This window comes from Glutamicibacter sp. MNS18, assembly GCF_026107515.2.
Taxonomy (GTDB): Bacteria; Actinomycetota; Actinomycetes; order Actinomycetales; family Micrococcaceae; genus Glutamicibacter.
The window spans coordinates 176060-196308 of record NZ_JAPCHW010000003.1; the positions used below are offsets into that span (position 1 = coordinate 176060).

General features: G+C 64.1%; 20 protein-coding genes. 12 read left to right on the top strand and 8 right to left on the bottom strand.

All coding sequences use genetic code 11. From position 1 onward, the window contains the following. The 4 genes from OK351_RS04375 to OK351_RS04390 all read left to right on the top strand — a co-directional run bounded on the left by OK351_RS04375 (position 1) and on the right by OK351_RS04390 (position 5717). The gene (locus OK351_RS04375; protein WP_265156155.1) at positions 1-321 is read left to right on the top strand and encodes a hypothetical protein; all 321 of its coding nucleotides are present in this window, start codon (positions 1-3) and stop codon (positions 319-321) included. Continuing rightward, entirely contained in the window at positions 318-1658 is a 1341-nt protein-coding gene (locus OK351_RS04380) for a M28 family metallopeptidase (RefSeq protein ID WP_265156157.1), read from the top strand. The genes OK351_RS04375 and OK351_RS04380 overlap by 4 nt, the downstream gene beginning before the upstream one ends. Before the next feature lie 228 nt (positions 1659-1886). Continuing rightward, positions 1887-2201, top strand: coding sequence for a DUF6504 family protein (locus tag OK351_RS04385; protein WP_265156159.1), 315 nt, complete (start codon positions 1887-1889; stop codon positions 2199-2201). A gap of 72 nt (positions 2202-2273) precedes the next feature. Further along, the gene (locus OK351_RS04390) at positions 2274-5717 is read left to right on the top strand and encodes a DNA polymerase III subunit alpha (protein ID WP_265156161.1); all 3444 of its coding nucleotides are present in this window, start codon (positions 2274-2276) and stop codon (positions 5715-5717) included. Positions 5718-5765: 48 nt separating this feature from the next. Here OK351_RS04390 and OK351_RS04395 read toward each other — a convergent pair whose 3' ends face one another. The 4 genes from OK351_RS04395 to OK351_RS04410 all read right to left on the bottom strand — a co-directional run bounded on the left by OK351_RS04395 (position 5766) and on the right by OK351_RS04410 (position 9033). After that, positions 5766-6239 (bottom strand): hypothetical protein, encoded by a 474-nt coding sequence (locus OK351_RS04395; protein WP_265156163.1) that lies wholly within the window; start codon positions 6237-6239, stop codon positions 5766-5768. 222 nt (positions 6240-6461) lie between these two features. Beyond that, on the bottom strand, positions 6462-6902 hold the full coding sequence (locus tag OK351_RS04400; protein ID WP_265156165.1) for a VOC family protein: 441 nt from the start codon (positions 6900-6902) through the stop codon (positions 6462-6464). Positions 6903-6998: 96 nt separating this feature from the next. Further along, on the bottom strand, positions 6999-7559 hold the full coding sequence (locus OK351_RS04405) for a hypothetical protein (protein ID WP_265156167.1): 561 nt from the start codon (positions 7557-7559) through the stop codon (positions 6999-7001). Positions 7560-7617: 58 nt separating this feature from the next. Beyond that, positions 7618-9033, bottom strand: a complete 1416-nt coding sequence (locus tag OK351_RS04410) for an MFS transporter (protein ID WP_265156169.1) — start codon at positions 9031-9033, stop codon at positions 7618-7620. 79 nt (positions 9034-9112) lie between these two features. Between OK351_RS04410 and OK351_RS04415 the strand changes: the two genes are divergently transcribed. The 7 genes from OK351_RS04415 (at position 9113) to OK351_RS17930 (ending at position 16340) form a co-directional block, all read left to right on the top strand. After that, the gene (locus OK351_RS04415; protein WP_265156171.1) at positions 9113-9760 is read left to right on the top strand and encodes an ArsR/SmtB family transcription factor; all 648 of its coding nucleotides are present in this window, start codon (positions 9113-9115) and stop codon (positions 9758-9760) included. 109 nt (positions 9761-9869) lie between these two features. Further along, positions 9870-11882 carry a threonine--tRNA ligase gene (thrS, locus tag OK351_RS04420; RefSeq protein WP_265156173.1) on the top strand — a complete coding sequence of 671 codons (2013 nt, stop codon included), beginning with the start codon at positions 9870-9872 and terminating at the stop codon, positions 11880-11882. A gap of 29 nt (positions 11883-11911) precedes the next feature. Beyond that, entirely contained in the window at positions 11912-12469 is a 558-nt protein-coding gene (locus OK351_RS04425) for an HIT family protein (protein ID WP_265156175.1), read from the top strand. A 125-nt stretch (positions 12470-12594) separates the two neighbouring features. Beyond that, on the top strand, positions 12595-13434 hold the full coding sequence (locus OK351_RS04430) for an alpha/beta fold hydrolase (protein WP_265156177.1): 840 nt from the start codon (positions 12595-12597) through the stop codon (positions 13432-13434). Further along, on the top strand, positions 13427-14020 hold the full coding sequence (locus tag OK351_RS04435; protein WP_265156179.1) for a TetR/AcrR family transcriptional regulator: 594 nt from the start codon (positions 13427-13429) through the stop codon (positions 14018-14020). Before OK351_RS04430 ends, OK351_RS04435 begins: the two co-directional genes overlap by 8 nt. Before the next feature lie 921 nt (positions 14021-14941). Beyond that, complete coding sequence (gene pdxS / locus OK351_RS04440; protein WP_265156181.1) at positions 14942-15844, top strand: pyridoxal 5'-phosphate synthase lyase subunit PdxS; 903 nt, start codon at positions 14942-14944, stop codon at positions 15842-15844. A gap of 346 nt (positions 15845-16190) precedes the next feature. Next, positions 16191-16340, top strand: a complete 150-nt coding sequence (locus tag OK351_RS17930) for a zinc finger domain-containing protein (protein ID WP_371931376.1) — start codon at positions 16191-16193, stop codon at positions 16338-16340. A 159-nt stretch (positions 16341-16499) separates the two neighbouring features. On the opposite strand, the gene OK351_RS04450 is transcribed toward OK351_RS17930, so the two are convergent. The 4 genes from OK351_RS04450 to OK351_RS04465 form a co-directional block, all read right to left on the bottom strand. Continuing rightward, positions 16500-17351: an abortive infection family protein gene (locus OK351_RS04450; protein ID WP_265156184.1), complete on the bottom strand. Its 852-nt coding sequence runs from the start codon at positions 17349-17351 to the stop codon at positions 16500-16502. 6 nt (positions 17352-17357) lie between these two features. Next, positions 17358-17582, bottom strand: coding sequence for a hypothetical protein (locus OK351_RS04455; protein ID WP_265156186.1), 225 nt, complete (start codon positions 17580-17582; stop codon positions 17358-17360). Positions 17583-17700: 118 nt separating this feature from the next. Beyond that, on the bottom strand, positions 17701-18165 hold the full coding sequence (locus OK351_RS04460) for a prevent-host-death protein (RefSeq protein WP_265156188.1): 465 nt from the start codon (positions 18163-18165) through the stop codon (positions 17701-17703). A gap of 357 nt (positions 18166-18522) precedes the next feature. After that, positions 18523-19425, bottom strand: coding sequence for an alpha/beta fold hydrolase (locus tag OK351_RS04465; RefSeq protein ID WP_265156190.1), 903 nt, complete (start codon positions 19423-19425; stop codon positions 18523-18525). A 198-nt stretch (positions 19426-19623) separates the two neighbouring features. On the opposite strand from OK351_RS04465, the gene OK351_RS04470 reads away from it, so the two are divergent. After that, complete coding sequence (locus OK351_RS04470) at positions 19624-20184, top strand: dihydrofolate reductase family protein (protein ID WP_265156192.1); 561 nt, start codon at positions 19624-19626, stop codon at positions 20182-20184. The last annotated feature ends 65 nt before the right edge of the window (positions 20185-20249 follow it).

Sequence of the window (20249 nt, forward strand, 5' to 3'; positions counted from 1 at the left end):
ATGGGCACAGCGGCACCGGCACCCGGGCTGTGGGTGCACTCCTTCGAGGAGGACCGTGGGGACCAAGAGGTTTACCGGCCTGAAAGTCATGTGCTGCCGCCCACCCGCGGACGCCGGCGGATGTTGCAGGTGCTGGATGACGGGAGCATCCGGGAAATGGGCCCGGGACCGGATGACCGGCCACACCCCACCGGCACCGTCCTGAAGCCCGCCGGCATGAACCGCTACACGGCGCAGGTACCCGGTGAGCCCGGTCCGGAAAGTTCGGGCTTGGTGGTCCTCACGGCCAGCGACACGATACTGAGGGTTGCACGATCATGAACGGTCGATACCTGTTACTGGACTTGGTGCGCACCGACGCGCCCGAAGGGGCGCAATCCACAGTGCTGGGCACACACACCCTGTGGTGGTTTGATGGGCAGTCCACCCGGATGCCACGCACCGCTGGGGATCCGGGCTTCTGCGCGGCACCTGCGGGCAGTGATCACTGGCAGCAGGTGTCCGGGCGACTCTACCTTGTGGTGCAGGCCGGCACGAGTTTTCTCACCGACTTCCCGCAGGTGCCGGTGGTGCTCGATGCCGGGCGGCAGCTGGTAGTGGATCTGGATGGCCCGACCGAGGAGCAGGTGCTCGAGCGCGTCGCGGCTAATCCGGCCTGCTATGGGGCGGTGCCGCTACCGGCCGGGGGAGCGGTACGCAAGGTACTTCCCCCGAAGGCACGGCGCGGCGGGTTGCCCGAGCTGGTCGAGGAGCTTGCCGCCACGGTGGATGTCTCCCGGCTCCGCGCAGACGTGGAATACCTCTCAAGCCTCTATACCCGGTTATCGGTGCACCCGGGATACCAGACGGCCGCGGCCTGGGCAGCCCGGAAACTGCGTAGCGCCGGGTACCGGGTCAGCACCCCGCTGATCACCGTCGGTTCCGGGCGCAGCGCGAATGTGGTCGCCGAGAAACCCGGCAGCGGCCCCGATGCGAAGCTGGTGTATGTCACCGCCCACCTTGATTCGGTTAACCATCGCGACGGCAGCGCCGCCCCCGCCCCGGGAGCCGACGATAATGCCAGCGGCAGTGCCGGGGTGCTGGAGATCGCCCGGCTGCTGGCCGGGAAGGACAACAAGCACGATCTGCGTCTGGTGCTGTTTGGTGGCGAGGAACAGGGGCTGCATGGCAGTACCCAGCTGGTGGCCGCACTGCCAACGGCAGACCGGGACCGGATTGCCGGGGTGATCAACATGGACATGATCGGCAGTAGGAACGGTGACGGGCCGGCCTCGGTCATGCTCGAAGGCGGGCAGGTCTCGGTACCGGTGATGAATCTGCTGGCCGACTGTGCCCACCAGCACACCGACCTGGAGGTCGAAACCTCACTGAACCCCTACGCCAGCGACCACGTACCCTTCATCAACGCCGGGCTGCCCGCAGTGCTCACCATCGAGGGTGCGGATTCCTCCAACCATGCGATCCACACCGGCAACGACACGGCGGAAAAAATCGACGAAGGGCTGATGCGCGATATCGTGGCGATGAACGTGGTCGCCACCGCCCACCTGTGCGGCATCATCGGAGAGCCTCCGGAAGGCAAGCCGCGCCGCGGCCAGGGCTCATCCCCGGTGATAGCCCGCGGGCCGGGCGTGCTGGATGTCTTCGGGGCTGGGTAGGGGCCACATATCTGTCCCTGATTTGGGGTTACCCACAGGCGTGGGGAGCATGCTGCATCCAGGGCCTTGGCGGGGTAACTCCTATGGGCGCGAGCCGGAAGTCTCACTGCATTCCGGGTCTTCCTCTTCAGGCTACTCGCCCAAACTGTCGGCCGCTCTGACTACTGTCACTAGTGAATCGAATACATATTCGAATAGAATCAATGGTGCAGTAGTTAGGAGTCGAATGTGGGCACGTTCACCGAGGGGATTGAGGTCACCTGCACCCCTGCCGGGGTGCCGTTGCGCGTGCAGTGGAAGGGACGCGAGTACCGCCTGGTTGCCGAGCCCCACCGCTGGTTCGAGCGCCGCAGATGGTGGAACGAGGGGTTGCGGGTTCCCCGCGGCGCCGGGGCCGGCCTGGTTGACTATGAGATCTGGCGATTGCAGATCGCGCCGGGGGTGGCGCGTAGTGAGGGGCGCACCATCGATGTCAGCTTCGATCCGCAATCCACCCGCTGGAGGCTGATCAGGGTGCACCATGAGCTCCCGTTGAGTGCCTGAGTAGTCCGCATGCTTAATCTTCGAAACTTTGTTCTAATGGTGTTCTGGAAAGTTTCGAAGGATTTGGCAGCCATGAGTTTCACCCACCTGAACGTCAGCTCGGCATACAGTGCCCACTATGGGGTTGATACCCCGGAGCAGCTTGCCGCCCGGGCGAAGGCCGACGGTGCCAGCGCAGTGGGGCTCAGTGACCGTGACGGGCTGTATGGGGCGGTCAAGCATGTGGGGGCCTGCATAAAGGAAGGGCTGGCGCCGATCCTCGGGGTCAACCTGATGGTGCTGGACCGGAACGGGGGCAATCTCGGGCGGATCATCCTGTTGGCCCGCGGGCATGCCCAAGGCTCCGGGTATGCCGCACTCTGCCGGGCGGTCAGCGCGGCCCATAGCCAGCGCAAGGCCGTGGGGCTAAGCTACCCGCAACTGCGCAAGCACTTGGCTGGCGGCCAGCTGATGCTGCTGGTGGGGCCCGAATCCGAGGTGGGGCGCTCCATCGAGGCCCGCAACTACGGTAAGGCCCGGGAACAGCTGCTGCACTGGCGGAAGCTGGCCGGGCGGATGCTCCGTGTGGAAATCACCACCCATCTTTCCGCCGAAGGTTCCCGGTATTGCCTGGGGCACGCCAGCAAGTTCCTGCGCCTGGCCCACGAACTGCGGATCGAGGCCGTCCTGAGCAACGCCGTGCGCTATGCCGGACCGGACGGGGCGGTCACCGCCGACATCCTGGATTCGGCCCGGGTACTGCATAGCCTCGACGCGCTCGCCGAACTGCAACCCACCGGCCAGGGGTGGCTCAAGTCCCCAGGGGACATGCATCGACTAGCCGGGGATATCGGACGGGTGACCGAACGCGGCTGGGGGATCGGGCTGCTGCGCGCCACCGAGCAGCTTGCCAGCTGGGCGGTACTTGACCCGTACGCCGATCTGGGATGGAAACAGCCGGTGATCCCCGAGCACCGTATTATCGGCATCCGCGGTAGCGCCCAGCACCAACTGGCCCAGCGGGTCCAGGATGCGGTACCCCGGTTACTGCCCCACGCCGATATGGACCAGGTTCACACCCAGCTCCAACGGGAACTGGGAATCATCGAAGGACTGGACTTCGCCGGCTACTTCCTCACCGTGGCGGAGACCGTCCGGCTGATCACCGAGATGGGGGTGCGGGTCTCCGCCCGCGGCTCCGGGGCCTCCTCGTTGGTGAACTTCCTGCTGGGAATCAGCCACGTCAATCCGCTGGAACACGATCTGGTCTTCGAGCGGTTCCTCTCCGATACCCGCACCACCCTGCCCGATATTGATATCGACGTGGAATCGGCGCGCAGGCACGAGATCTACCACAAGATCTTCGACACCTTCGGCAGCGAACGCGTGAGCCTGATGAGCATGCAAAACGCCTACCGTGCCCGGGGTGCGGTGCGTGATGCCGGGGCGGCACTGGGGATCGAACAGGAGCAGGTGGACGAGATCGCCAAGCAGCTCTGGCGGTTTCCCGCCTCATCCTTCCGTGAGGCACTGGGCGAAAAGCCCGAGTTGGCGCTGCTGGCCGGACGCATCAACGGCAATATCCAGCTGGATCAGCTGGTGGATGTCACCGAACGGCTGGACCGGCTGCCACGGCACATCTCCATGCACCCCTGCGGGGTGATCCTCTCCGACGCCAGCTTGCTGGATCGCACCCCGGTCCAGCCCTCCGGCATCGGGCTGCAGATGAGCCAATTCGACAAGCACGATATGGACCTGATGGGCCTGATCAAGCTCGATGTGCTCGGGGTGCGTATGCAATCGGCCATCGCCTACACCCTGGAGGAAATCAAGCGCCTCCACCCGAACAAACAGGCCGTGGCCCGGGCCGGCGGGCACCGGGATGATAGCTACATCGAACAGGACGGGCATATCGACTTCACCAAGGTGCCGCTGGATGACCAGATCACCTTTGAACTGATCCGCTCCACCCACACCCTGGGCTGCTTCCAGATCGAATCCCCGGGCCAACGCGAACTGATCGGCAAACTCGCCCCCGCCGAATTCAACGACCTGATCATCGATATCTCGCTGTTCAGGCCAGGGCCCATGCAGTCCAATATGGTCAAACCCTATCTGGAGCACCGCCACGGTTTCGCCCCGGCCCAATACCTGCACCCGGATCTGGTGCCCGCGCTCGCCGAAACCCATGGGGTGACCGTTTTCCATGAGCAGGTGCTGCGGATCCTGGATGTGATGACCGGTTGCGGGCTGGGCATGGCCGATGTGTACCGGCGGCACCTGGGTAACCCGCGCCGCGAACCGGAGGTGGAATCCATATTCCGTACCAAAGCCACCGGAAAGGGATACGGCCAGGAGGTCATCGACAAGGTCTGGCAGGTGCTGGCCGGGTTCGGCTCCTTCGGCTTCTGCAAGGCCCACGGGGCGGCGTTTGCCGTGCCCACCTACCATTCGGCCTGGCTGAAGGCCCACCATCCCGAAGCCTTCCTGGCCGGGATCTGGGAGCACGACCCGGGCATGTACCCCAAACGGTTGCTGGTCTCCGAGGCGCGGCGGATGAACATCCCGATCCTGCCGCTGGATGTGAACCGTTCCACCGGCCATTACCGGGTCGAACGTATTTTCGAACCCAGTGCCCGCCAGGCCCCCGTGGTCCCGCGCGCTGCCGGCACCGTGCGTCCGGGACAATACGGGGTGCGGCTGGCCTTCCGTGATATCCACCAGATGAGCGAACGGGAGGTGCAACGGCTGGTCGCCGGGCAACCCTATGATTCGTTGGCCGATGTGCGCCACCGCGCGGGACTCTCGCGACGCACCTACCAGAACCTGGCCGCGTTGGGGGTCTTCGATTCGTTGCTCTCCGGCACCACCCGCGCGGATACCATCGCCCATACCCAGTCCATGGCCCATGCCAGCCTGCCGGCCAAATACCGTCCCGGTCCCGGCCAGCTGGCCTTGCCCCTGGGGAACCTGGAGACCATCAAGGCCAGCGGCACCGAACTGACTCCCAGCCAGAAGGTACGCACCGAGTTGGATCTGATGCACCTGGACGTGAGCGAGCACCTGATCGAGTCCTACAACCAGGCATTACGGCATCTGCCGATGACCCGTGCGGTCCAGCTGCTGAACCTGCGTAACGGCAGTGAAGTGCTGGTTGCCGGGGTACGTATCGCCACCCAGACCCCGCCCATGCGTGGCGGCAAGCGCGTGGTGTTCATCTCGGTGGATGACGGCACCGGCTGTATTGATGCGACCTTCTTCGATGATGTGCAGCAACGGACCGGGCCGTTGCTTTTCAGTACCCGGATGCTGCTGATCCACGGCACCACCCGACGCACCGGCCCGCGGGGGATCTCCCTGCAGGCGTTGAACGCCTGGGACCTGCACCAACCCGAAACCTGGCCAGCCTCAGGTTACCTGGACGATCCGCTACGGCCCCGGGCCCGGGGGATGCGCAAGGCCGAGGCGATCACCGAAACCGTGGGACAACTGGCCCAACGCATGGAGGCCGAAGGGCTGGACCAACGAGGTGCCTGAGAAACATCAACGCCCGGTGCTCACTGCAGGGGGCGGTGAAGCCCACGCTTAGCCATCGTGGATGAGTTCGAGGATCTCCTGGGCGCTTTCCTCCGAACCGAAGGACATTTGGACACGGTTTTCCTTGATGACATCCATGACCACGACCGATGCCCGGATTTCGTCACCGACCTTGATCGCCAGACGCGACGAATCCCCAGATTCTACGGCCTGGGAGGACAGATCCTGCAGGATTCGCCCACCATCCTCGGTAAATATCACTTCAATCGTTGCTGTTCCCTGTCCTTCAGCAACTGTGGCATCCCTGACGCCGGCCTGTTCGAAGCTAGGTGGCAACACCAGATGCTCACCGTTGACCGGGACGCACTCCGGTGCCGACCCGTCCGCGCACGTCTCGGCCACGGCGAGCTCGAGCACCCCGGCACTGCCCGTACCCGTGGCATCAACCCCGGATGCGGAACATGAACTGAGCCCTACCATGAGCAGGGCGAGCACAGGGAGCCCGCTGAATCGTACGGTCATGGTGCGCCTACCTAGGATTTAGCCAATGGATGGAAAGAAGACTATTGTGCCCAACCCCAGGGCAACGGGACGAAACAGGCCAGTGGCCACCGGTTTCATGTCGCGCAACCAAGGACCATGCAGGGGACAGCTACCAAGGACCTGCGAATTCGAACCACCGCATGGAGATTGCCGTTGCCGCTGGGCACCTCACCGCACCCTAACTGGGATGGAGAAGGGAAGTCAGACCGAGCTGACCCGGCCATCGGCCTCGATCACGAACGTCGGGTTGTGCACGAAATCCCAGCGGAACCCGTCCGGGTCGGCCACACAGGCGCTCATCCCACCCCACGGTTGCTTCGTCGGGGGAGTGACGGATACGGCACCGGCTTCCAACGCCCGCCGGTAATGCACCTCCACCTCGGAATCATCACGGACATTGTGTCCCAGGGAAATGGGCGGAGCGAGATGCGAATGCCCGACCTCGCCGTACTCCTGGGGCATCTGCTCCACATTCCACAAGGCCAGCATCAGCCCATGCCCGGCCCGGACAAAAGCGATCTGCGGGTGGGCCGGCTGGACCAGTTCGAAACCCATGCCCTCGGTGTAGAACTTCAGGGAAACGCCCACATCACGCACACCGAGGGTAATCGCGCTGATGGTCGGCGGGGCTGGTTTGCTCATATCTCCACCCTAGGTAACTGTCATGCCCAGTGGAAGAGGGAAACCGCCCGGTGATGCCCGCCCCGGCCAAGGAAGCGGCAAACGGAACCACCGGTGCTAGGCCGACCACCTGGTAGTGGCACGTTCAGCCTCGGCCAGGACCTGGCCATACTCCCCGTCGTTCAAACGCTGCAGGGGTGTCCGACCGGAGGGATCATCCTGTTGCGGGGTGCACAACCACTGGGCAATGGTGAACGGGTCGACCGCGGTACGCAGCACCCGGACCACGGCGAGTACCTCTTCGCGGACCGTCCGGCCCTTGAACTGGAATACCGGGAACAGGTATTCGTCCCCGACCTGCAAGGCCAGCACCTGGCCAGCCGTGACCTGCTTGCCCAGCTCCTGACGGGATATGGACCACAGCGACTCCAGCGCCTGGGCGTGGTACATCGGACCAACCAGTTGGCCAAAGGAACCCGTAGCCGCGACCAGCAACCCGGCCATCGACTTGCCCAACCCCACCGGGTCGTCAATCGAGACCAGCTGCTCATCGGACAAGGCATCCAAACCGTGAACCAGTTCCCGCAGGATTGCCTCACGCTTCCGCACGGCCAACGCATGCTCCAAGGCGTCCCCCATGATGGCACCTCCTGATCCCTTGACCGCCTGTGAGCTCATTATCGACCTCGGCGCAAGCACCCACAAGGACACTGGGTGGATCTGCATCCAGATCCACCTACAGATAGATCCACTGGCCCTGCGGTTCAAGCCGGCGTTCACGCAGTTGGCCGGTATCCCAGCCGCTGGCAGGACCTCGGGCGGAATTGCGGCCCGCGCTCGCCGTGGCGGCGGGAGCCGCCGTCGATTCGCTCCACAGTGCAGGGCCGGGAATGGAACGGATTTGCCGACTGGTCCACCCGGCCAGGGTCGCCAGGGTGGAGAGGAGGGCGAAGAACACCAGGGTCGGGGCCATCCCGGCCAGTTCCACGCCGATACCGGCGACAACCAGCCCCACCGGCATGGCCACCATGGCCATGAACATCATTACCGAGTTGGCACGTCCGACCATATCCCGCGGCACAATGGCCATGAAATACCCGCCCACCGCGGCGTTCAGGGCCGGAACACTGGCGAACGCGGCAGCCAGTATCAACCCCAGCCACCAGAGCTCGCCGTTGACGGCCAGCAGCAACATGGACAGGCTGAGGGTGCTCAGGCCCAGGCAGGCCAGGATCCCGGTGGCTACCCGATCGATCAGCCAGGTGGCCGCCAACGAACCGAGCAGCAGACCGACGCCCATACAGGCGCTGACCAAACCGATGCTGAAGGTACTCTCGCCGCGGTAGCGCAAACCGTAAACCAGGGTGGTCACCGCACCGTTGACGCCCAGGTTGACGGCCACCATGACCCAGAGGATCATGCGCAATTGCGGGCGGGAGAAACACCAGCGAAGCCCCGAGAGGATCCCCTGCGCGCTGGGCTGGTGCTGCGGATCGGCGGCCGCGGTGCGCTCGGCCCGGGCCATGGCCGGGGCCAGCGTGCGGCCGAAGATGGCAGATAGCAGCTGGAACACGGCGACGAAGGCCAGGGTGGGCGCGGCCCCCAATCCCAGCAGCAGACCACCCAGGGGTGCGCCGCCCAGGCTGAGCACCGCATCGCGGCCCTGGTTCGCGGCCATGGCCCGTCCCAGCTGCTTCGAATGCACAACATCCTTCAGGGCGGCATCGGTGGCGCTGGAGAACAAGCCGCCGCGCAGCTCCAGCAGCACGTGCCCGATGCACAATACGGCCGCGCCCAGGGTTCCGATCCAGGAAATCAGGGCCAGGGTGCCGGTCAGTACCGCTCCCAGCGTCCCGCCCAGCACCATCAGCCGGGATCGGTTGGTCCGGTCGGCCAAGGAACCGCCGGAAAGCGTCAGCCCGATGCGGGCAGTACTACCTACCGCGGCCAGCAGGCCGGCCTGGGCCGGGGAACCGGTCAAGGCCAGCAGCAACAGTGGGATCGCGAAACTGTAGATCGAGCCGGCCAGCAATGCCGAGGTATCGGCGCACCACCAATTGCGGTAGTCGCGCTGGTGGCGCAGGGCGGGCAGCTGCAGCACCTGGGCGCTGCTGTCCGCGTGGGGCAGGACGGGAGCTGGGGACGAGGTCATGGTTCAAGAGTAGACCCGCAACTAAACTTGCGCAATAGAATTTGCGCAATAATATTTGGGGGATTGCTATGCTGGGACCATGAGCCCGAAAGAAGCCGATATCACGCTGACCACCCCGATGCTCAGGGCACTGGCCAACCCCTTGCGGCGCAGGATCTTCGATACGCTCACGGCCCTGGGGTCGGCCCGTGCGGCGGATCTGGCCCAGGCCTTGGATGTCGCGGCCAACAAGGTCAGCTTCCACCTGCGCGAGCTGGCCAAGGCCGGGATGATCGGCGAGGCCCCGGAGCTTGCGCGGGACAAGCGCGACCGGGTGTGGCGCCCTACCGGGGAGGGGTTCACCACCGGCGAGCCGACCGCACGATCCGACCAGGGGCCGGCCAGTGCCATGAACGCCTACCTGAACCAGGTGGCCCATGACGAGAAACGCCGCCTCGAAGCCGCCCTGCGACACGCCCAGCGGCTCTACGGGCCCGATGCCGGCAAGCCGGCCAAGGCGCAGCTGTCGAACAGCAACCTGATGCTCACCGAGGACGAGGCCCATGAGCTGCTGCGCAGGCTGGGAGAAGTCATCCCGGCCTTCCGCGAGGACCTGGACAAGGGGCGGATCCCCAGCGCGCAGCCGGCCGGTGAGCGCGAACTATGGCACTACTTCGGATTGCTCTCGGCCGAATCCCTGTTGAACGAGTCACATGAGGAAGCTGATTCGACACAAAACCCGACGTGAGCACAGCGCGAACGGTGCCGCTGAACTAAACTGGGGGTTGGCTGGCTGTGGCCAAGGTATGCCGCAAGCTATGAAGCCATTTTCGTTACGAAAGGTAGAACCCGAACTCATGAGCGAGCAGCTGACTCTCACCATTGATGGCGAGCAGGTACAGGTGGACGCGGGAACCTCCGGTTTGCAGTACTACGCCGACCAGAAAGACGTCATTGTGATGCACGTCGACGGCGAACTGCGCGACCTGGCCCGCGAACTCGAAGCAGGCACCACCGTCACCCGCGTGACCATCAGCGATCCGGAAGGGTTGGAGGTCCTGCGTCACTCAACGGCCCACGTCATGGCCCAGGCCGTGCAACAGCTGCGCCCGGATGCCAAGCTGGGCATCGGCCCGTACATCACCGATGGTTTCTACTTCGACTTCGACGTGGACGAGCCCTTCACCCCGGAGGACCTGAAGCAGCTGGAAAAGATGATGCTGAAGATCGTCAACCAGAACCAGCTGTTCACCCGCCGCGCCGTCACCCCTGCCGAGGCCAAGGCCGAAATGGCCGACGAGCCGTACAAGTGCGAACTGCTGGCCAAGGCCGATTCGGATGACACCTCCGGAGAAGGCGTCAGCGTGGAAGTGGGTGCCGGGGAAACCACCATCTACGACAACGTGGATCGCAAGAGCGGCGAGGCCGTGTGGAAGGACCTGTGCCGCGGCCCGCACCTGCCGAACACCAAGCTGATCAAGAACGCCTTTGCGCTGACCCGCTCGGCGGCCGCCTACTGGCTGGGCAGCGAGAAGAACAAGCAGCTGCAGCGCATCTACGGCACCGCCTGGCCGTCCAAGGAAGACCTGAAGGCCTACCAGGAGCGCCTGGCCGAGGCCGAGCGCCGCGACCACCGCAAGCTGGGCGCCGAACTGGACCTGTTCTCCTTCCCCGACGAGCTGGGATCCGGCCTGCCGGTGTTCCACCCCAAGGGTGGCATCATCAAGCGGGAGATGGAGGACTACGTCCGCGACCGTCATATCGAGGAGGGGTTCCAGTACGTGGGCACCCCGCACATCTCCAAGGACGGGTTGTTCCATACCTCCGGGCACCTGCCGTACTACGCGGACACCATGTTCCCGCCCCTGCATATCGATGAGGAGCGCGACGAACACGGCAATATCACCCGCCAGGGCCAGGAATACCGGCTGAAGGCCATGAACTGCCCGATGCACAACCTGATCTTCCGCGGCCGCGGCCGTTCCTACCGTGAGCTGCCGTTGCGCCTGTTCGAGTTCGGGCACGTCTACCGCTACGAGAAGTCCGGCGTGGTGCACGGGCTGACCCGCGTGCGCGGGTTCGCCCAGGACGACTCGCACTCCTATGTCACCAAGGAGCAGGCCCCGGCCGAGGTCGAGCACCTGCTGAACTTCATGCTCTCGCTACTGCGCGACTTCGGCATGGAGGACTTCTACCTGGAACTGTCCACCCGCGATGACAGCGACAAGTTCATCGGCTCCGAGGAGCAGTGGGCCGAGGCCACCGAGGTCCTGGAGCGCGTGGCCACCGCCACCGGCGTGGACCTGGTCCCGGACCCGGGCGGTGCGGCCTACTATGGTCCGAAGATCTCGGTCCAGGCCAAGGACGCCATCGGGCGCACCTGGCAGATGGGCACCGTGCAGTACGACTTCAACCAGCCGGCCCGCTTCGGCCTGGAGTACCAGGCCGCCGACGGTTCGCGGCAGGAGCCGGTCATGATCCACGCGGCGAAGTTCGGCTCGATCGAACGCTTCCTGGGTGTGCTGACCGAGCACTACGCCGGGGCATTCCCGGCCTGGCTCGCACCGGTGCAGGTTCGCGCCATCCCGGTGGCCGAGGCCTTCAACGACTACCTGGCCGAGATCGTGGCCAAGCTGAAGGCCGAAGGCGTGCGTGTGGAGCTGGATGACTCCTCGGACCGTTTCCCGAAGAAGATCCGCAACGCATCCAAGGAGAAGGTGCCGTTCACGCTCATCGCCGGTGGCGAGGATGCCGAGGCCGGGGCCGTGTCCTTCCGTTTCCGTGATGGCAGCCAGGATAACCAGGTGCCGGTTGACGAGGCCGTGGCCCGGATCGTGACCGCGATCAAGAGCCGCGACAACAGCAACTAGCCAGTTACCGAAAAGGGGGGTCCACCGGGATGGACTACACGAACGATCGGGAGATCACCGACGACTTTGAACTCGCCGGGGTTCCGGATTCGTTCCAACGCCTGTGGACTCCCTATCGGATGGCCTATGTGCAGGGCGGGCAGCACCAGTTCAAGGACAAGGACGACTGCCCGTTCTGCGCCGGTCCCGGGCGCAGCGACGAACAGTCGCTGATCGTCCATCGTGGCACGACCAGTTATGTGCTTTTGAACTTGTATCCCTACAATCCGGGGCACCTGTTGATTTGCCCTTACCGCCACGTGCCGAACTACGATGACATCAGCGTGGAGGAAACCGCGGAAATGGGCGCCTTGGCGCAACAGGGGATGCGGGTTCTGCGCAAGGTCTCCAATGCCAAGGGCTTCAACCTGGGTATGAACCAGGGGCTGGCCGGGGGTGCCGGGATCGCCGCGCACCTGCACCAGCATGTGGTGCCGCGCTGGGGCGGGGACGGAAACTTCTTCCCGATCATCGCCGGGACCAAGGCCATCAGCGCCACCCTGGACGAAGTACGACAATTGATCGCCGACGCCTGGGATGAGGCCTAGGAACTGCTTGCTGGACTCTCGGGCCCACCCTCTTCGGCTTTCGCCGACCAGAGTGGGCCCGACAGCCGTTTAATCGGCCGCGGATTTCTCTTGCGAAATAAAGCTAATGGCATTAGCTTTAACGTATGGAAACACACCACGACCTCACCACACAGTGGCTGCCACGCCCCGAGGGGCGGCTGGCCTACACCGTCCAGGGCGCCGGGCCACTGATTATCGCACTTCCCGGCATGGGGGACCTGCGTCAAACCTGGGATGCGATCATCCCGGCCTTGGTTGCAGCCGGCTACCAGGTCGCGGCCATGGACCTGCGGGGCCATGGCCAGAGCGACACGACTTTCAACGACCACGGGGACCTTGCCACGGCCGAGGACTTCCTGGCCCTGGCCAAACACCTGGGCAAGGACCGGGTGATCCTGCTGGGCAACTCGATGGCGGGCTCGGCGGCCGTTGTCGCGGCGGGAATGGATCCGCATCGGATCGCAGCGGCCGTCATGGTCAACGGGTTCCTGCGCGAACCAGGCGGGAACCCCAGCAGGTACCTGTTGCATATGGCCTATCGCCTGCTCTTCTCCCGCCCCTGGGGCGCGGCATGCTGGAGTGGCTACTATCGATCGCTGAACAAGGGGGCTGCGGCACCAGGACTTGAGACGCACCTGCAACTGATTCGCACCAGCCTGTCGGATCCCCACCGGCTGCGTTCCTTCCGCCAGCTGTGCCTGCAACTCGATCACCGGCAGGTCGCCGATTGGGCGGCCAAGGCCGCTGCCCCCACGCTGGCCATCTACGGGCAGCGGGACCCGGACTTCAAGGATCTGGACTCCGAGATGCAGCTGGCCCGGCGCCTGCTGGATGCCAGCACCGTGGTCATGCCGGACAGCGGACACTACCCGCAACACCAGCATCCCGGCCGCCTGGCCGAGTTGATTGTGGACTTCCTCTCCCGTGAGGATTCCCGTGGCTAGGGCCGGGCTCAACCCGCAACGGGTGGTGGAAATTGCGGCCGAACTGGTCCAGGAGCAAGGTGTGGAAGGCCATGCCAGGCTGTCACTGGCACAGGTAGCCAAGCGGGCAGGGGTGGCCACCCCGAGCCTGTACAAGCACATCAATTCCCTGGCTTCGCTCAAACGTGGTGTATCGATCCTCAGCTTGCGACTACTCGCTGACACCTTGGAACGGGCCATGCCCGGCACTGGCGACTGGGAAGCCCGGTTGGTGGCCATTGCAGTCGCATTTCGCGGTTTCGCGCTGGAATTCCCCGGCCTTTATGCGGCGGCACAAGCCGCCCCGGATCCCGAGGCTCCCGCGGATGAATCCTGGCGACAGGCCGGTGACCGGGTCCTGCATTTCCTGGCAGAGCCGTTGCAGGAGCTGGATTCCCTCCAGGGAAATGAAACGGACCTTCTCCGCTCGGTCCGGGCACACCTGCACGGTTTCATAGACCTCGAGTTACGCGGTGGATACCGTCTGGACCGCGACCTGGCGGAAAGTTTCCAGATCCATGTTTCGATCCTGCTCAATGGACTGCGCCACTTGGCTCGCGGCGTCTGAGCACCGTCATCGCTGAACCATGCACTTGATAAACGATGGGTAGATCAAAAACGACAAGTGAAATCGATGACATTCTCATTCAATTCCTCTTTGTCCGGACGGAAGGAGAAAGCCTGGACACTGTGCGCATCGAGCGGAAGGACAATGATTGGCTTCAGCAAGCGGGGCAACGGTCTTGGACCCTGAGTATTCGCTCTTGGTCCGCCACTGATTGGCTGGCATCCGCAGCGTGCCGCGCAGCCCGCATTCAGTCCGACTTCCACCGCCCCGGTGGCCACCGGTGAGCCCATCGAAGAACCCGGCGCCTTTGCCCCATGTCCCCGCCGGTGGGCTGGTGGACTGGCACAGTGGGACGCCGAGTGCGCCGACGGGAATGGGCATGTACCTTGTGCGGCGCAGTCGTGGATCACCTTTCAGGTTAACGGGCAACCGGACCCTCGCCGCGGACAGTCGGGTTGTTCCTCCAGGGGGAGTGCCTGGACGTGGCCATATCCCGGACCTTCGGATTTATCCCACATAGTGAGCGAATAAACGACGGCCAGGTCTTCATGACCTGAATCCATGCCAACAAAAGGGAGTCCAATCCCGGCATGACCGATGGGTCTCGACCACCTTCGCCTGGGGTGCCGAGAGCGGGTCGGTGGAGTGCCAAGGGGAGCTACCTCCGCGCTAGCTTCACGGCGGGATTCCAGGATTTTGGTTGCGCGCCAGCAAGCATTCTGATAGTTTCGCGACGAATCCACGAATTTCCTTTGACAAGGCATTTTGCGCTCCGCGGATTGTTACGTCACATGAGAATATCAGGAGATAAGTCCACGGGTCGGCCTTTGTGACGCAATACCCGACGCTTTTGTTACGCGCCGTTCTACGATTACTGGCGTAACCAAGACCTTTAGTTTGTGTTGGAAAGGAACAACCCAGATGTCGACCCCAGAAAAAGCTCCACAGTTTGGTTCCGATCGTGTGAAGCGCGGCATGGCGGAAATGCTCAAGGGAGGTGTGATCATGGATGTGGTCACCCCCGAGCAGGCCCGTATCGCCGAGGATGCCGGAGCGGTGGCCGTCATGGCCCTGGAGCGTGTTCCAGCCGATATCCGCGCCCAGGGTGGCGTCTCGCGCATGAGCGACCCCGACATGATCGACGGCATCATCAACGAGGTGTCGATTCCGGTGATGGCCAAGGCCCGCATCGGCCACTTCGTCGAAGCCCAGATCCTGCAGTCCCTGGGCGTCGACTACATCGACGAATCCGAGGTGCTCACCCCGGCCGACTACGAGAACCACATCGACAAGTGGCCGTTTACCGTGCCCTTCGTCTGCGGTGCCACCAACCTGGGTGAGGCGCTGCGCCGTATCAACGAGGGCGCGGCCATGATCCGCTCCAAGGGCGAAGCCGGCACCGGGGATGTCTCCAACGCCACCGGTCACATGCGCAAGATCCGCACCCAGATCGCCAAGCTGCGTGCGCTGCCGGAAGACGAACTGTACGTGGCGGCCAAGGAACTGCAGGCCCCGTACGAGCTGGTCAAGGAAATCGCCGCCACCGGCAAGCTTCCGGTGGTGCTGTTCACCGCCGGTGGTATCGCCACTCCGGCCGATGCCGCCATGATGATGCAGCTGGGTGCCGATGGCGTCTTCGTCGGCTCGGGCATCTTCAAATCGGGTAATCCGGTCCAGCGTGCCGAGGCCATCGTGAAGGCCACCACCTTCTTCGATAACCCGGACGAGCTGGCCAAGATCTCCCGCGGCCTGGGCGAAGCTATGGTCGGCATCAACGTCGATGAACTGCCGGAGCCGCACCGTCTGGCGGAGCGCGGCTGGTAAACACAATTTCAAAAGCTGATTTGGCCCCACATCACCGTTCGCGCGGTGGTGTGGGGCCTTTGCTTTTCATACTGACCACATGATCGAATCGGTGGTTCGCGATGAGTATCCGCATGAGCGCCCCTCAGGCCGTCCGCAGTCTGGGCCTGCGTTCATACTTCGAGTTGGAGTCAATCTCACCGCGCAGTGGGGCCACGGACAGTCCCTGTTTTCCGCAGTTCGGCAGTCTGTGAATCAGGGCAGGGGCGCTGCAACTAGCGAATTCATGCATGATGGAAGTGGCGTTAATTGGATTACTTGATTCGCTCGACCAGCAAACTAATGCTCCGATACGCTACGTTTCAACGTGGACGGCAAGTCCGGTTCGGGAGGTCTCTTTCGAGCTATATGTGCGCTTGCTGGGCACCCTTGTAGGCGCTGCGGGACGTCGATCGAGCGGAAGAACTTCATGAACCGATCGAGCCACTTTTGCCCCGTCTGCCAGCGAAAACGCTAGTTTGACCGGTCGCCCGCACACCGACCTCAATCGTGGTGCTGCCTCGAGCTGCTCTACGTCAACGTATACCGATCGCGGTCGCCCTGGATATTGGACGGTGCGAGGTCTCGGTCGCTGAGTCCGTGGCGATCAGATCTGGCGTTCTCCATACGTTCGGCGCTAGGACTCGGAACGACGCCAGGGCGCGTCGGGATCGGCGAGCGTCTCGAGCATGAGCTGGCACCAGACCTGTGCCGCCCCGACGACCAGGCGGGCGTGCCGTGGTCGCACCCATTTCGGGACTTCCTCGGCCCCGTGGTCGATGCCGACGCTGTTCCTGAGCTCGGTCACGCTCTGGGTGGGTGTGAACAGCGACTGCAAGGCCTGGCGGAGGGCGCGGTCCTCGTCGCTGACCGACTTGGGTGCAAGGCCGAGCGTCTCCTGGGCGGCGTTGACCAGGGCTGGAACCTTCGCGCCACGGCTGTAGGTCTGCCCGCGGGCGGTGAGCACGCACTTGGCAGTCGATTCGATCAGCGCCTTGGCGGTGCTCACGGCGAGCCGCGGGTCGGTATCGACGCTGTCGCCGAGCCTGCGCAGGTGGTCGTGGATGGACTGCGGGTCGGGAAGGGCGTTAAGCGCGCGCTCGGTCAACTGCGCGCCTACCCCGGTCCGGCCCAAGCGCACCGTGCCGGTGGACTCGTCGACGTCGAAGCCGTCCTCGCGCAGGATCCAGAGCCACCTGTCCCGCAGGCCGTCGTCGTTGCCCCAGCCGGTGGTGGAGTCCTGGGTGATCTTCTGCAGCACGTCGCCGAGCACCGCGGCCAGCCGCTGCGCATCTGCAAGGTCGCCCAGGTCGAGCGTCGCGAGGTAGCGCCGCATCCGCTCGCGTCGGACGCTCTCGTCGTTCTCGCGAAGCTGCTCCGGACCGAGGGCGACGCCCCGGTCCTCGAGCAGCGCGTCGATCTCGCGCAGAGGCGTATCCGTCAACTGATCCGAGAGGAACCGCATCACCCGCGGCGTGAAGGTTCCCATGCCCGGCTACCTCGTCTCGTTGGGGTGCGCTGTGTGGACCTGCTCCAGGTAGACGGTGCCGCCGTCGACGTAGAACCACACCCTGGCGCTGCCCTTGGGCGTGGGCTTGTGCTGCCACCGCTGGAAGGTCTGGCCGCCGCGAGTGATGACTGCCAGGGATCCCTCCAGCGGGTAATTGGTCGCGGTGGTCTGCAGGGGCGTGCGGGTCAGGAAGTCCCAGGTCTCGCTCATGGGGTTCCTGATCGTCGCCACGAGATCGCGTCAGCCTTTCTCGGCCTGCCTCGTGGCGTGCTTCAGCACGTACTCCGACTTCTTCGCTGGTCGCGGGACGACGGTCTCCTTGGGCAGCTCAGGGGTGCTCGACGACCACGTCGTCGGTGTCCTCGTCGAGCCATTCGACCGGCTGTGAGCCCAGGCCGGCGGCGATCGCCGTGGCGGTCTCGCGCCAGCTGGTGAGCTTGGTGATCGCCAGGTGCGGCTGCTGAGTGGAGAAAGATGCCCGTGCGGCGTCGATGAGGTCCCGGGCGCACTGCTCGCGGTCCTGGGCGTTCAGCGCGTACATCCAGGGGTAGCGGCTGGCCATGCGCCCGGTCAGGGGGTCGTCCTCGAGCGTCACGGTGATGAGCGTGCCTGCGATGCTCAGCAGCTCAGCGCGGGCATCGGCCTCGCGCTGGGACATGAGGACCAGGGACTCGCCGTCGCGGCGGGTCACCGTGACAGGGTGGTTCTCGGCCTCTGCGAAGACCTCGGCCGAGTGCTTGCTCAGGTCCGAGGAGCGCCGTGTCCGGGTCGGGGGTTCAGCTGCGGTGGTCATGTGTCCACGGTGTTCGGAAGTCCAGGCGTTGAGTGGTGGACAGCGCGTGCTGGTCACTCATTGAATGGCTATGGGCCTTCAGGGGCAGTGGCGAGTTCTATTGGTTGTCGCAACCTCAAGGAAGGCGGTATGCCGCCATAGGTCGACCTTGCGCCCCTGTTTTTCACTTGCAGTATGTACTACGAGGCAATGCGATGTGTCGTCTCGGGGGATCATGCAAAGCTTCATTCTTGGGCCACGGCATCAACGTCGATGAACTGACGGATCTGCACCGCCTGGCGGAGTGCGGTTGATTGGCTTTTAGCCTCACGGCCCCGTGGAATCAGGGATCTCCCGGATTCCACGGGGCCGCTTCGTTCAGGCCTCGAGCAGGAAATCCATAATCACTCGGGTGCTCGCCTGCGGGTCCTCATCCATGATGTAGTGGCCCACTCCGTCAATCAGGGCCAAACGAACTTCGTTCCCATACGGACGGGTGTCGGCGAATACCTTCCTGGTGACCCGGGGAGGGAAACCCAGATCCCGGGTGCCGAAACAGAAAAGGGTCGGTGTCTGGAACCTCTGCTGCCGGTAGGCGCCTCGGGTGATTCTCGCCAGTTCAGGCAATACCATCCTCCCGCAGAGCGGGGCAGCCGCTCTGGAAAGCTCCGGATCCCGCAGCAGTTCCTGGTAGAAGTCGAAGACGTCGCTGTCCCAGGGGCGGGCCGCAAAATGCGATAGCAACCACTGCGGCAGCGGACCCGAGCGCAACAGGGCCGGACTCAGCCAGGGAATGGACAGTACCTCCTGATGCCACAGATGCCGCATGCCCGGCAGCATCTCCAGGCTGAAGCGCATTTGCGGTGGCGGCACGGCAAGCAGGACCTGCCTCCGGACGCGGGCAGGGTGTTCCAGGCCGAGTTGGAATGCGGAAATCGAACCCATATCGTGGCTCACCAGATGGACCGACGGCACGTCGAGGGCATCGAAAAGTTCAAGAACGTCCGCGGCACGACGGGTACGCGTCAGCGCCTGATGCGGCAGATCGCTCCAGCCTTCGCCGCGTAGGTCGATGGCCAGGGCACGAAAGCCCGCCTTGGCCAAGGCGGGCATCAGCTCGCGCCATTCCCACCAGGTCTGGGCGAAGCCGGACAACAGTAACACCGGGTCACCTTGACCCATGCTGGCCACATGCATGCGGCCATCCGAGAGTTCGACGTAGGTATGTTCAGCTCCGGCCACCTCGGGCATGGTCGGTTTGCTCTTCGCGACGGTGTGCATGGTGCATCTCCTGGGCAACTACGTTTGTAGTGAAACTAGTGTACCGCTGGAAGCACTACGCCAATAGTGGACCACCTCAAAAATATGGCCGTTGTTATACCGGTGTGTCCGGCCCTCGTAGCTGTGCACTGCGGTCCAACCGCATTAACGCGACAGGTGACCTTGTCCGGTTCCCGTAGTCTTTGTAGTGTTGCGCCCATGGGACAGATTATTTTCGATGCAGCGTGTACCCTCAACGGGTTCCTGGCTAACGAACAGCACTCGCTTCAGTGGCTCTTCGAGGTTCCAGGGGCCGGGGAACCTGATCCTTCCCTGTTTCCCTCTCACGCCGCAGTGCACGTCGAAGGCGCCAACACGTATCTATGGGTCCTGGAGCACGAGGACCTGTTGGATCAACCGCAGCGATGGCAGGAGCTGTACGGCAACAAACCCACCTTCGTCTTCACCTCCCGCGATCTGCCTATCCCTCGGGGAGCCGATGTGCGGCTTGTTTCCGGCGCGGTTGCCGACGCACTTCCGGGGATCCGGGAAGCGGCAGGCGACGGCGATATCTGGGTTTTGGGAGGAGGCGAACTGGTGGGTCAGTTCATTGACGCCCGGGCCCTGGATAGGCTGGCGCTGACCATCGCGCCGGCCACGCTGCGTGGGGGAGCACCCGTGCTGCCCCGGAATATCGGCGCGGACCAGCTGCAACTGGTCCACGCCGCGCAAACCGGCCCGTTCGCACGTCTGGTCTACGAGGTGGGCTTTCCGGGATAGCGCCACCGATGTGGCCCTGACGTGTTTGCTTCCCACGGCTTTGGCCTTACCGATCGGAGACCCCG

Bases quoted from the DNA above. Each gene is read 5' to 3' on its own strand.
- OK351_RS04390 (WP_265156161.1), top strand. From the start codon at position 2,274: ATGAGTTTCACCCACCTGAACGTCAGCTCGGCATACAGTGCCCACTAT.
- OK351_RS04400 (WP_265156165.1), bottom strand. From the start codon at position 6,902: ATGAGCAAACCAGCCCCGCCGACCATCAGCGCGATTACCCTCGGTGTG.
- OK351_RS04415 (WP_265156171.1), top strand. From the start codon at position 9,113: ATGAGCCCGAAAGAAGCCGATATCACGCTGACCACCCCGATGCTCAGG.
- OK351_RS04405 (WP_265156167.1), bottom strand. From the start codon at position 7,559: ATGAGCTCACAGGCGGTCAAGGGATCAGGAGGTGCCATCATGGGGGAC.
- OK351_RS04455 (WP_265156186.1), bottom strand. From the start codon at position 17,582: ATGAGCGAGACCTGGGACTTCCTGACCCGCACGCCCCTGCAGACCACC.
- thrS (WP_265156173.1), top strand. From the start codon at position 9,870: ATGAGCGAGCAGCTGACTCTCACCATTGATGGCGAGCAGGTACAGGTG.
- OK351_RS04430 (WP_265156177.1), top strand. From the start codon at position 12,595: ATGGAAACACACCACGACCTCACCACACAGTGGCTGCCACGCCCCGAG.
- OK351_RS04450 (WP_265156184.1), bottom strand. From the start codon at position 17,351: ATGGGAACCTTCACGCCGCGGGTGATGCGGTTCCTCTCGGATCAGTTG.
- OK351_RS04425 (WP_265156175.1), top strand. From the start codon at position 11,912: ATGGACTACACGAACGATCGGGAGATCACCGACGACTTTGAACTCGCC.
- OK351_RS04380 (WP_265156157.1), top strand. From the start codon at position 318: ATGAACGGTCGATACCTGTTACTGGACTTGGTGCGCACCGACGCGCCC.
- OK351_RS04460 (WP_265156188.1), bottom strand. From the start codon at position 18,165: ATGACCACCGCAGCTGAACCCCCGACCCGGACACGGCGCTCCTCGGAC.
- OK351_RS04465 (WP_265156190.1), bottom strand. From the start codon at position 19,425: ATGCACACCGTCGCGAAGAGCAAACCGACCATGCCCGAGGTGGCCGGA.
- OK351_RS04470 (WP_265156192.1), top strand. From the start codon at position 19,624: ATGGGACAGATTATTTTCGATGCAGCGTGTACCCTCAACGGGTTCCTG.
- OK351_RS04375 (WP_265156155.1), top strand. From the start codon at position 1: ATGGGCACAGCGGCACCGGCACCCGGGCTGTGGGTGCACTCCTTCGAG.
- OK351_RS04395 (WP_265156163.1), bottom strand. From the start codon at position 6,239: ATGACCGTACGATTCAGCGGGCTCCCTGTGCTCGCCCTGCTCATGGTA.
- OK351_RS04410 (WP_265156169.1), bottom strand. From the start codon at position 9,033: ATGACCTCGTCCCCAGCTCCCGTCCTGCCCCACGCGGACAGCAGCGCC.
- pdxS (WP_265156181.1), top strand. From the start codon at position 14,942: ATGTCGACCCCAGAAAAAGCTCCACAGTTTGGTTCCGATCGTGTGAAG.